Origin of the sequence: Mucilaginibacter ginkgonis, from assembly GCF_009754905.2 — a bacterium.
GTDB classification, from domain to species: Bacteria; Bacteroidota; Bacteroidia; order Sphingobacteriales; family Sphingobacteriaceae; genus Mucilaginibacter; species Mucilaginibacter ginkgonis.
This window is the reverse complement of sequence record NZ_CP066775.1, coordinates 1,810,746-1,822,313: the sequence shown is the minus strand read 5'-3', so window position 1 is coordinate 1,822,313 and position 11,568 is coordinate 1,810,746. Positions and strand designations below refer to the sequence as shown.

The window sequence follows — 11,568 nt, the reverse complement described above, 5'->3', positions numbered from 1 at the left end:
CTATTTGGAGAGTTTATCTAATAATTTAAAGCAATTGGATTGCCAATATATTGATAATCGCCAAAAATCAAGCCAGTAAGATTTCAACAAGAATTATTCTAACGCCTTTTTAACACTGATGTCCCTGTTGTCCTGAACAAACATTACAGACACTGCCGCGCAAAGCATAAAAAAGCCTGCCAGAACAATGGCATACACCGACTGGCCGTGATAAAAATATTTTACTATTGGCCCACCGAACAGCCCGTTCACTATCTGCGGAAAGGTGATAAAGAAGTTGAATATGCCCATGTATACACCCATTTTTTTCGCAGGAATAGATCCCGATAAAATAGCGTAGGGCAATGCCAAAATACTTCCCCATGCCAAACCAATACCTACCATGGAAAGTATGAGCCAATGTGGATCCTTAATCAGGTAAATAGAAAGCAAACCCAGGCCGCCCATCACTAATGAAAAGGCGTGTGCTTTTTTACGGCTGGTTGCGCGGGCAATAGACGGCAGCATTAATGCGTAAATGGCTGATACACCATTATATACACCAAACAAAATGCCCACCCAATTGGCGGCCTCGTTATATTTCGCTGACGAAACATCACCCGTCGGCACGCCGTAAACATGCGAAGCGATTGCGGGCGTAGTAAATACCCACATTGAAAATAGTGCAAACCACGAAAAGAACTGTACCAGGCCTAATTGTTTCATAGTTGCCGGCATGCGGCGCAGGTCACCAATGATCTCAGCAATGCCGCTTTGATGTCCTTCTGTGTTTTCTGCCGGATGAAATTTGGCATACTCGGCAGGGGAGTATTCTTTGGTGCGGATAACGGTCCATAGCACGCTAAGCAATAATACCGTACCACCTACATAAAACGAATATTTAACATTATCTTCTACCTGGCCGTTAGATGCTGTCGCACCCAGGTGAAACCAGTTTGCGAAAATGTAGGGCAGCCATGATCCCAGCACCGCGCCAAAACCTATCAGAAAAGTCTGAACAGAAAAGCCGGTGCTTCGCTGACTATCGGGCAGGTTATCTGCAACTAAAGCGCGGAATGGCTCCATAGCCACATTAAACGAAGCATCCATTATCATAAGCATACCAGCGCCAATAATGATAACAGGGCCTACGCTGGCGATAGCCGCCGAATTAGGCATCAGGAATAAAGCCAAGGCTGATAATATCGCGCCGGTTAAAAAGTAAGGGCGGCGACGGCCAAGTCGGTTCCAGGTACGGTCGCTATAATGGCCAATTATCGGCTGTACGATCATTCCTGTAATGGGCGCTGCCAGCCAAAACCACGAAAGGTGTTCTACATCTGCGCCATATTTTTGCAGTATGCGGCTGGCATTACCATTTTGCAAGGCAAACCCAAACTGTATGCCCAAAAAACCGAAACTCATGTTCCATATCTGCCAAAAACTTATGCGGGGCTTCTCAATAATTGTACTCATAATTTAGGGTGTAACAGCCGCCCGTCAATTGGTATAAGGGCGGCATTAATCCCCGTAAGGTAACTAGAAATTAAGATAAATCATAAAAGGTCATGCCGTCCCGATAGCTATCGATCGGCATGACAAGGTAGTTTTAGACTTCTTGGATAGCAAACCCCGCTTTTTCAAGATCATTATAGAAAGCCGGATATGATTTTTCTACTACCCTGTAGTCCTCGATCTCTACCTGCGGAATGATGCAAGCTAGGGGTGCAAAGGCCATAGCCATGCGGTGGTCTTCGTAAGTTTTGACAGCAATCTTTTGAGGAATGAATTTTTCGCTCAGGTCCAGTTTATACACCTGGCCTTTCTCAATCAGCTTAACGCCCATTTTGCCAAGCTCGTTTTGTAAGGCTGCAATGCGGTCGGTCTCTTTGATCTTTAAAGTCTCTAAGCCGGTAAAAGTGGCCTCATGGCCTAAAGCCGCACACACAACAATAATGGTCTGTGCCAAATCCGGGCAAGATTTGAGGTCGAAAATCTTTCTTACTGTCGGCTTAGGTTTTTTCTTAAGGTAAACGCCACCATCTTTGAATTGAGAAGTGATGCCAAAGTTGGCCATTATCTCTGTTAATACACTGTCGCCTTGCAGGCTATAAGAGGCTAACCCGGGCAAAAATAATTCGGCTTCATCGCTCAGCGCGGCTATGGAATACCAATATGACGCGGCGCTCCAGTCGGGCTCTACCCAAATGCTAGCGTCCGTGAAGGGCTGATTTTCTATCGCGATGACATTGTCTTCCCAGGTATGTTGAATGCCCGCCTGCTGGAGCATGCTCAGCGTCATTTCTACGTACGGACGGGAGGTTAATTCGCCTTCAATTTCAAGCTGCAAACCTTGTTGCAGTTGAGAAGCGATCAACAGTAGCGCAGTGATATACTGGCTGCTGATATCACCTTTTATACTGATGCGGTTGGTCTGTTGTTCAAAACCGCCGGATATCTGCAATGGCGGATATCCATCCACACCTGCGTAGATGATCTTTGCGCCAAGTTTGCGCAAAGCGTCAACTAAAATACCAATAGGGCGCTGTTTCATACGTTCGCTGCCTGTCAAAAGAAATTCGCCCGGCTGCAAAGTAAGGTATGCTGTCAAAAAGCGCATGGCAGTCCCTGCGGGACCGACATTAATTTCGGATAAAGCCCCACCCAAACCCTCCACTGAGGGGAGGGCTTTTTCATTCTCGGTATTCTGAAATCCTGAAAATTTTGGCTCAGACAGAATCCCTGCCAGTGTCACCGTGTCCGCCGCGTCTGAAATGTTCTGAACTTTTACAACGCCTTTACTTAGGGCTTGTATAACGAGTGCACGGTTGCACTCACTTTTAGACCCTGTAAGTTGTATAGTGGTATTAACCGTTTTGTCCGGCTTACTGATGATAACATTGTGTGCCATTCAGCTAGTTTACGCGTGGGTTAGATTTTCGGCAACGGCCGCGTCTTTGTTCATGATTTCTGTCTGGCGACGGATTGACTCGCTGTGAATCAGTTCCAGCAGTTTCTCTGTGAACGAGCTATCCAATTTTAAGGCTTTGCCATAGGCGGTACGTTTTTGCAAAATTTCGTCCCAGCGGTTCACCTGAAGTATGGTGATGTTGTTGTCTTTTTTATACTCGCCGATCTTCTGAACAATTTGCATTCGCTCTGCCAGTTTCTGGATCACAAGGTCATCTATCTTGTCTATCTGGTTACGCAACTGGCTTAACTTATCATTAAAGTCGGCGCTTTTGATTTCAGGTTTACGCAGCGTTAAATGGCTCATCAATTCCGATAAGGCGGCCGGCGTTACCTGCTGTGCGGCATCTGTCCAGGCCACAGAAGGGTCAATGTGCGATTCTATCATTAAACCTTGCATGTCCATATCCAATGCCTTTTGTGCAACATAAGATATCAGGTCGCGGTTGCCGGTAATGTGGCTTGGGTCATTAATGATAGGCAACTCAGGCGCGTGTGTTTTCAAATTAATCGCTAAATCCCACATCGGTTCGTTACGGAATGCCGATTTTTCAAAAGAAGAGAACCCGCGGTGGATAGCAGCAAGTTTGGTAATACCCGCACGGTTGATGCGCTCCAAGGCGCCGATCCATAATGAAAGATCGGGGTTAACCGGATTTTTTACCATTACAGGTACATCTGCACCTTGCAAGGCATCAGCAATTTCCTGTACAGTAAATGGATTAACAGTTGAGCGTGCGCCCACCCAAAGAATATCAACGCCCGATGCCAAAGCTTCTTCCACGTGCTTAGCGGTTGCAACTTCAACGGCGGTAGGCAGGCCGGTTTCTTCTTTAGCGCGTTTTAGCCACTGCAAACCGATGCTGCCAATACCTTCAAACTCGCCGGGGCGGGTGCGTGGTTTCCAGATGCCGGCGCGCAAGGCGCTTACTTTTCCGGTTTTGGCTAAAAGGTGCGCGGTGGCGACTAATTGTTCTTCAGTTTCTGCGCTGCAGGGGCCGGCAATTAATAAAGGCTCGGCGGTTTTCTTGATCCAGCTGTCAAGAGGCTGTATTTTAAGGTCGAGTTTCATACTTTTTTTTAAGACGATGGACCATAGACGATGGACCATAGTTGTTATTTAAATGTTCGTATTTTAATTTTTTGCTTTTAATAATTTATCGCCCATGGTCTATGGACTATTGTCTCTTACTCTTCTACGTAGCGGAGATATTCCCCCAGGATGTTAAAATTGTGTGTATACTTTAATATCTGGCGGATGGCTTTGTCATACCTGGACTGCTCCTCCCATTCTACGTCTACATAAAAATTGTATTCGTTACGCTTGCCCAAAACCGGCATGCTCTGAATTTTGCTCATGTTTACCTGCTCTTCTGCAAGGATGTTCAATACCTTAGCTAAAGAGCCAACCTCGTTACTTACCTGGAAGCATAGCGATGCCTTGTTGGCACCCGTTGTCTTAGCGTTCTCATGATGGGTGAGAATCAAAAAACGCGTAAAATTCTTTTTATTCGATTCAATGCGTCGTTCCAGAATTTCCAGATCGTAAAGATTGGCGGCCAGGGTGTTCGCTATCGCGACGGTATCGGTCAGCTGCTCTTCGCGGATGCGCTTGGCGCATGCCGCGGTGTCGCTGCTTTCGACAACCTTTAAATGCGGAAATTCGTCAAAGAAATCAACACATTGCCTTATGGCGATGGGGTGGGATGTAACCACTTTTACATCTTCGAACTTTACTCCCGGCAAAGCCATCAGATGCAGTTGAATAGGCAGATATACTTCGCCCACCACCGGAAAATTGTAACTCAGCAGCAGCGAGTAGTTAGGCAAAATACTTCCGGCGATGCTGTTCTCAATGGCCATCACCACGTAGTCCGCTTCTTTTGCCTGGAGTTTTTCAAAAGTTTGTTTAAACGAATTGCATTCGATGGTTGTGATTTTCTCACCAAAGAACTTGAAAGCAGCTTCTTCGTGAAACGATGCCCTGATCCCCTGAATCGCAACCCGTGGTTTTTGCTGTGCCATTTTATGTCATAAAAAAAGTCCCGGCTTTTTGGCCGGGACTTTTTCTGATTTATTTTATGTCTTGTTTAGGCATATATCAGTCCCGGCTTTTACTGCTAAAGTAAAAGTAGAAACCAAAATAATATGCGCCTGTGTATTTCATTGTTGTAACGGTGGTAAATCTACAGGTAAAAATCAAAATGTCAATAGATAATTTTAAAATTCGTAAAAAAGTTACGGGCGAACAGAATTTAATTTGCTGAACCTTTTATCTAATTGTCATTTCGAACCATTGTTAATGGTGAGAAATCTCCTTAAACATATAAAACGCAGAAGATCTCTCCTCGGTCCTCGTCGAGATGACATAAGTACAGAACCTGTATCAAAACCGAACACTTGTGTAACGACTTCGAACGAATGCTTGAGCTGTTCTAAATTCAAAATGCTGACTATTAGTAATTTATATCAATGTCTTAATTATTGCTGATAATCACCAAACCTAGCTGCCATGCTTAAAAACTACTTTAAAGTTGCTCTAAGAAATATCGCCGCCCGCAAGCTATTTTCTTTTATAAATGTGCTTGGCTTAAGCATAGGCATCAGCGCGGCGTTGGTAATCTACCTCATAGTTGAGCATGACTTGTCGTTTGATAAGTTTCACTCTGACAGACATCGTATTTACCGGGTGGTAAGTAATTTTATTTATATGGGCAACCCAGGCTACAACAGAGGGGTGTCTATGCCGTTGCCCGACGCAATAGCTGCCGAAATTCCGGAAGTAGCAAAACTTACGCATTATTACACGTGGGACTTTGATGTGACGATACCAAATACAGCCGGCAACGCGAAATTTAAGGCTGTTGAAAACATCGTTTTTACGGACAAGAGATATTTCGGACTTTTTAAATACAAGTGGCTGGCAGGGAATATGAACACAGCCCTTAGCCAACCTAACCAGGTAGTATTGACGCAAAAGCAGGCTAAACTTTATTTCCCAAAACTAAACGCGCCCGATGTGTTGGGTAAGATCGTAGCTTATAATGACACCATAAAAACATCTGTAGTTGGTGTTGTCGCCGATTTTGAAGGAAACACCGATATCACTTTTCATGATTTTATTTCGTGGGGCACCGCGTTGACGAATGCGCAATTAAAACGGCAATTTCGCACCGATAACTGGGGAGGCACCACTTCCTCTTCGCAATGTTTTGTCATGTTAGATGCTAATGCTGATCCGTCTTTGGTTGAAAAGAAGGTAACACAGCTTTATTATCGCCACGATCCGCGTACGCCGCAGAACAAAGATGTGGTACGTAATTACCATCTTCAGCCATTATCAGATCTCCATTTTGGTACTAATTATGGTACGGTGGGCTACAACCAGCCTGTGAGCAAAACAGTGCTTTACGGATTACTGGTTATTGCTTCTTTTCTATTGCTGCTGGGTTGCATCAACTTCATCAATTTGGTTACCGCGCAATCTTCACAACGGGCAAAGGAGATCGGTATCCGCAAAACGATCGGCAGCACACGGCAGCAACTTGTAGTCCAATTGCTCAGCGAAACGTTTATCATCACGCTGGTAGCGGTTCTCATCTCTCTGGCCTGTGCACCGTTGATCCTAAAGTTATTTGCCGACTTTATATCGCCCGATGTAAAGCTAGACCTGCTTAATCATCCCGGTGTATTATTATTTCTGGCGCTGCTTACTATTGTGGTAGCCTTACTGTCGGGCTTTTATCCTGCTTTACTGCTCTCGAGATATAAGCCAATTGAAGTACTTAAAAGCCAGTCTGTCTTAAACAGTGGTACAACACGGACGGCTTGGATGCGAAAGTCCCTCACAGTTACACAATTTGTTATTGCGCAATTCTTTATCATGGCAACTATTTTGGTGAGTAAGCAAGTTTACTATGCTGTGCACAAAGACCTTGGTTTTAAAAAAGATGCCATCATTTATATGTGGACACCGTATAAGAAAAATTCTAATTACAAGATTGCTTATTTTAAAGATAAAATAGCTGCCATGCCGCAGGTGGCCATGATTAGCCGGGGCAGTAATCCGCCATCATCAAGCAATACCAATTCGACCGAGGGGACATATAAAGATGGCAAGAAGGAGATTAAAACAAATATTCAGATGAAGTACGGAGACGCCAATTACATAAAGCTATACCAGATAAAGCTATTGGCCGGCCGCAATATCGAACCGACGGACACCTCTAAAGCGTTTTTAATAAACGTGGCTTACACCAGGGCTATGGGCCTTAAAAACCCTGCAGATGCAGTAGGTAAAATAGTTGACAAATTTAATGGCGATAGCCGCATGCAGATCATTGGAGTGGTATCAGACTTTCAGCAAGGCTCTTTGCATGAAGCCCTTGAGCCGCTGTGCATTCAATGGTACCCCTCGCAGTATAACAACGAAGTTTTACATGTTGAGCTAAAACCACAGAGCGCCGGCGGAACCGAATGGGCAGACGCGCTGGCGGCTATAAAAACCGAGTGGAAGAAAATATATCCCGAGGATGATTTCACCTATCATTTTTATGACGAAAGCATCAGCAAGTTTTATGAGAGTGAGCAGCATACTTCGCGGTTGCTTATGTGGTCTTCCGGTTTGTCTGTACTCATCAGCTGCCTTGGATTATTAGGTTTGGCCATGTATACTACCCGCACCCGCACAAAAGAAATCGGTGTACGGAAGGTGCTGGGCGCGACAGTGGCACAAATCATTGCCTTGTTATCACGTGAAATAGTTTTGCTCATTGTTTTGGCCTTCGTTATTGTAACGCCTTTGGCTTATTGGGCCATGCACACCTGGATACAAAACTTTGCCGACCGCACATCAATCAGCTGGTGGATATTTGCTTTGAGCGGTTTAGGGATGCTGCTGACTGCCATGCTAACCTCAACGACGCAAACCTTTAGGGCTGCTACGGCTAATCCTGTAAAAAGCCTTCGCTCTGAATGATTTGTCATTCTGAACGCAGTGAAGAATCTTATGCAAAATGCATCAGCGCGTAAGATCCTTCGTATCACTCAGGACGACAACAAAAGGGGATTTAAGCCCTCCCTTAGAGGGAAAGTTGGGTTGGGTTGGGGCTTTTTCTACATCGACACCAGCTTTCCACCCTCGGCAGTAACGGTCAATTCGTGTACGACACCACACTTAAGCGCGAAATTATTGCGCTGATGGCCCACCGGAAAATCGAAACAGACCGGATAGTTATATCCTTTAACTTTTTCAAGAACGATATCGTAGATAGTTTTGCCAAACTCTTCGCCTGCATCGTCGGGCTTCATTTTAAATCCGCCGATGATGAGCCCGGCAAGTCCGGTCAATTGGCCGCTTCGTTTCAGGTTCCACAACAAGCGGTCAATGTTGTAGGGATATTCACCTGTATCTTCTATAAACAGGATCTTACCCTGCGTTACGGTCTGTGATTTGGTTCCTGATAAGTTGCTTAGTATACTTAAGTTCCCGCCAATCAATTGTGCTTTCGAGCTCCCGGCGCGGTTAGCGTTAGTCGGCGGCGAGGTGTAGCTCATACGCTCGCCTGTTAGTGCTTGCTTGATAGAGTTTATTGTCTCGATCTGTATCGGCTCAGCTTTTGTCCAATCATCCGGAAAGCTGTTACACATTTTAGCGTGCAGCGTAGCTATGCTAAAGTTGCGGTTAATGTGGCTATGCAGAACCGTGATATCACTAAAGCCGATGATCCATTTAGGCTGCCTGGCAAAGCGGCTAAAATTAAGGCGGTCGATAATACGCACTACACCATAGCCACCTCGGCCACACATAATGGCTTTAATATCTGTGTCGTCAAGCATTTTCTGGAAATCTGCCAGGCGCTCATCGTCAGTACCACCATAGGTCATATCTTTCTTGCCGACGGTTTCGCCCAGCACCACTTTGAAGCCCCAGCTTTCCATCAATTGTTTCGCCGATTCAACTTCTTTAACGGTTATATCACTCGCGGGGCAACTGATGCCTATCGTGTCGCCGGGTTTAAGGTATGGCGGGATCTTTAAACTACCTGTATTAGCTACAGTTTTGGCCTCTAAATTTAAAGTGGGGAGAGCCGTTGCGAAAGCCAGACTGGTGATAAAATATTTGCGGTTCATGATTGAGAGATAGCTAAGCTAAGATTTAAATCGCATTGCAGAAGCGAATTATTTTATCGTCGTTTTGGTCTTCCTCTAACTTTATCTAAATTACCGGGATGAAAACAAACTTTACCCTTTTCCGCAATTATAAACCTTTTGCTGCTCTTGCCGTCGGCTTAATGCTTTCAGGTAGCGTTAACGCGCAGTCGTCAAAATCTGTAGTAGATGCCATGGTGGCCGAAGAAACTAACAACTCGCAGCTGAAAACCCTGGCGCACGAACTTTTTGACGGCATTGGCCCGCGTTTGGTTGGCACGCCCGGAATGAAGCAGGCTAACGATTGGGCGGTAGCCAAGTATCAAAGCTGGGGTATATCGGCTAAAAACGAAAAGTGGGGCGAGTGGCGCGGATGGGAGCGGGGTATATCGCACATCGATATGGTATCGCCAAGGGTAAAGTCGTTAGAAGGAACACAATTGGCATGGAGCCCGGGCATGGGCAATAAAACGGTCACCGCCGAGGTGATTTTATTGCCCGATCTTGCAGATTCTGCCGCCTACGCTGCCTGGATGCCGAAAGTTAAAGGCAAATTTGTATTGGTGTCAACCAATCAGCCAACCGGCCGGCCCGACGATAACTGGAAGGAATTTGCCTTGAAGGAATCGTTCGATAAAATGAAAGCTGAGCGCACGGCTATGACGGATGCCTGGAAAAAACGCATCAGCAAAACAGGACATACTGCTAAAACACTACCTGTCGCTTTAGAAAAGGCGGGCGCGGCAGGTATTATTACTAACCTATGGTCGGCGGGGTTTGGGGTTGATAAGATATTCCAGGCGTATACGAAAGCGATTCCGACGGTTGACGTTGCACTTGAAGATTACACGTTATTGTATCGCCTGATAGAAGGTGGAACAGTTCCTAAACTGGCCATTCATTGCGAGTCTAAAGAGTTGGGTGTTGTCCCAACCTTCAATACCATCGCAGAAATAAAAGGAAGCGAGAAGCCGGATGAGTATGTGATGCTATCGGCACACTTTGATTCCTGGGATGGCGGTACAGGCGCTACAGATAATGGCACCGGCACCCTAACGATGATGGAAGCCATGCGCTTGTTAAAGACATTCTATCCGCACCCAAAACGAACCATTTTAGTTGGGCATTGGGGCAGCGAAGAAGAGGGCCTAAACGGTTCACGCGCTTTTGTGGAAGATCACCCCGAAATAGTGAAAAACCTGCAGGCACTGTTTAACCAGGATAATGGCACCGGTCGCGTAATAAACCTGTCAGGCCAGGGTTACGCAGATGCGAAGAATTATTTGACCCGTTGGCTTGCTGCCGCGCCGGATTCCATTAAGAACCGTGTTAAAACTGTTTTCCCGGGTGCACCGGGTGGTGGCGGGTCAGACTTTGCTTCTTTTGTAGCTGTCGGCGCGCCTGGTTTCTCGCTTGGCTCGCTTAACTGGTCGTACTTCAATTACACCTGGCACACTAACCGCGATACTTATGATAAGATCATCTTTGATGATCTGAGCAATAATGCAATGCTTGCCGCTATTATGGTGTATATGGCCAGCGAAGACCCTGAACGCGCTTCGACCGTTAAGGCCGAAGGCGTTAAGTGGCCGGTGCCAACCAAAGCGATACGCAGGGGAGGGTTGGATCAATAATTCTGCAAATGCGTCATCCGTAAAAATTTGGCATCTTTGTAGCACTTACATCCTATGACATTATACGAAAACATAAAGCAGAAGCCGTTTTTTATAATCGGCCCATGCGTAATGGAAAGCCAGGACCTGCTGTACACTGTTGCCGAAAAGGTGGCTGAGATAGGCAGCAAATACAATGTGCCGGTAGTTTTTAAGTCATCTTTCGATAAGGCCAACCGTACATCAGGGCACGCGTTTCGCGGGCCGGGTTTAGACAAGGGCATGGACATGCTGCAACTGGTTAAAGAGAAATTCGGTTTGCCCGTTACGACAGATATTCATGAGAGTATCCAAGCAAAACGTATTGCCGAAGTAGCCGATATTCTACAGATACCTGCATTTTTATGCCGTCAGACAGATCTTTTGATCGCGGCGGCTGAAACAGGAAAGATCGTTAACGTAAAAAAGGCACAGTTCCTGTCAGGCATGGATATGGAATATCCTGCGCAGAAGGTAGTTGAGGCCGGCAATCACCAGGTAATACTCACAGAACGTGGCAACATGTATGGTTATAATAACCTGGTGGTGGACTTCCGTAATATATACGATTTGAAAAAATTTGGCCACCCGGTGTGCATGGATTGCACGCACTCTGTGCAACGGCCCGGCGGTGCGGGTGGTAAAACAGGTGGCGACCGCACCTTTGTGCCGATGATGGCCTTAGCCGCCAAAGCCTTTGGCGCAGACGGTTACTTTATGGAAACACACCCCGACCCGGACAATGCCATGAGCGACGGGCCAAACATGGTAAAACTGCATGAGCTTGAGAAAACCATTGCTCCTTTGTTAAGCTAAG

8 protein-coding genes are annotated in these 11,568 nt (G+C 45.9%); 3 read left to right on the top strand and 5 right to left on the bottom strand.

The genetic code is table 11. The annotated features are described in order from the left end of the window. Positions 1-93: 93 nt before the first annotated feature. From GO620_RS08450 to GO620_RS08435, 4 genes are all read right to left on the bottom strand, one after another. A complete protein-coding gene (locus GO620_RS08450; protein WP_157524195.1) occupies positions 94-1,455 on the bottom strand; it encodes an MFS transporter in 1,362 nt (453 codons plus the stop codon). A 133-nt stretch (positions 1,456-1,588) separates the two neighbouring features. Continuing rightward, complete coding sequence (aroA, locus tag GO620_RS08445) at positions 1,589-2,890, bottom strand: 3-phosphoshikimate 1-carboxyvinyltransferase (RefSeq protein ID WP_157524193.1); 1,302 nt, start codon at positions 2,888-2,890, stop codon at positions 1,589-1,591. A gap of 9 nt (positions 2,891-2,899) precedes the next feature. Continuing rightward, positions 2,900-4,021: a chorismate mutase gene (locus GO620_RS08440; protein WP_157524191.1), complete on the bottom strand. Its 1,122-nt coding sequence runs from the start codon at positions 4,019-4,021 to the stop codon at positions 2,900-2,902. A 116-nt stretch (positions 4,022-4,137) separates the two neighbouring features. Next, positions 4,138-4,974, bottom strand: coding sequence for a prephenate dehydratase (locus tag GO620_RS08435; protein WP_157524189.1), 837 nt, complete (start codon positions 4,972-4,974; stop codon positions 4,138-4,140). Positions 4,975-5,461: 487 nt separating this feature from the next. Here GO620_RS08435 and GO620_RS08430 point away from each other — a divergent pair, with 487 nt between their 5' ends. Next, positions 5,462-7,927 carry an ABC transporter permease gene (locus GO620_RS08430; RefSeq protein WP_157524187.1) on the top strand — a complete coding sequence of 822 codons (2,466 nt, stop codon included), beginning with the start codon at positions 5,462-5,464 and terminating at the stop codon, positions 7,925-7,927. A gap of 137 nt (positions 7,928-8,064) precedes the next feature. Here the strand turns inward: GO620_RS08430 and GO620_RS08425 are convergent, their stop codons facing one another. Continuing rightward, positions 8,065-9,081 carry a S66 peptidase family protein gene (locus GO620_RS08425; protein WP_157524185.1) on the bottom strand — a complete coding sequence of 339 codons (1,017 nt, stop codon included), beginning with the start codon at positions 9,079-9,081 and terminating at the stop codon, positions 8,065-8,067. Positions 9,082-9,179: 98 nt separating this feature from the next. On the opposite strand from GO620_RS08425, the gene GO620_RS08420 reads away from it, so the two are divergent. Both GO620_RS08420 and kdsA read left to right on the top strand, forming a co-directional pair. After that, a complete protein-coding gene (locus tag GO620_RS08420) occupies positions 9,180-10,733 on the top strand; it encodes a M20/M25/M40 family metallo-hydrolase (protein WP_157524183.1) in 1,554 nt (517 codons plus the stop codon). Between the two features lie 54 nt (positions 10,734-10,787). Continuing rightward, entirely contained in the window at positions 10,788-11,567 is a 780-nt protein-coding gene (gene kdsA / locus GO620_RS08415; RefSeq protein ID WP_157524181.1) for a 3-deoxy-8-phosphooctulonate synthase, read from the top strand. Position 11,568 lies beyond the last annotated feature (1 nt).

What these genes read in the sequence shown, in the direction of transcription:
- GO620_RS08450 (WP_157524195.1), bottom strand. Translation starts at nt 1,455, where the DNA reads ATGAGTACAATTATTGAGAAGCCCCGCATAAGTTTTTGGCAGATATGG.
- aroA (WP_157524193.1), bottom strand. Translation starts at nt 2,890, where the DNA reads ATGGCACACAATGTTATCATCAGTAAGCCGGACAAAACGGTTAATACC.
- GO620_RS08440 (WP_157524191.1), bottom strand. Translation starts at nt 4,021, where the DNA reads ATGAAACTCGACCTTAAAATACAGCCTCTTGACAGCTGGATCAAGAAA.
- GO620_RS08435 (WP_157524189.1), bottom strand. Translation starts at nt 4,974, where the DNA reads ATGGCACAGCAAAAACCACGGGTTGCGATTCAGGGGATCAGGGCATCG.
- GO620_RS08430 (WP_157524187.1), top strand. Translation starts at nt 5,462, where the DNA reads ATGCTTAAAAACTACTTTAAAGTTGCTCTAAGAAATATCGCCGCCCGC.
- GO620_RS08425 (WP_157524185.1), bottom strand. Translation starts at nt 9,081, where the DNA reads ATGAACCGCAAATATTTTATCACCAGTCTGGCTTTCGCAACGGCTCTC.
- GO620_RS08420 (WP_157524183.1), top strand. Translation starts at nt 9,180, where the DNA reads ATGAAAACAAACTTTACCCTTTTCCGCAATTATAAACCTTTTGCTGCT.
- kdsA (WP_157524181.1), top strand. Translation starts at nt 10,788, where the DNA reads ATGACATTATACGAAAACATAAAGCAGAAGCCGTTTTTTATAATCGGC.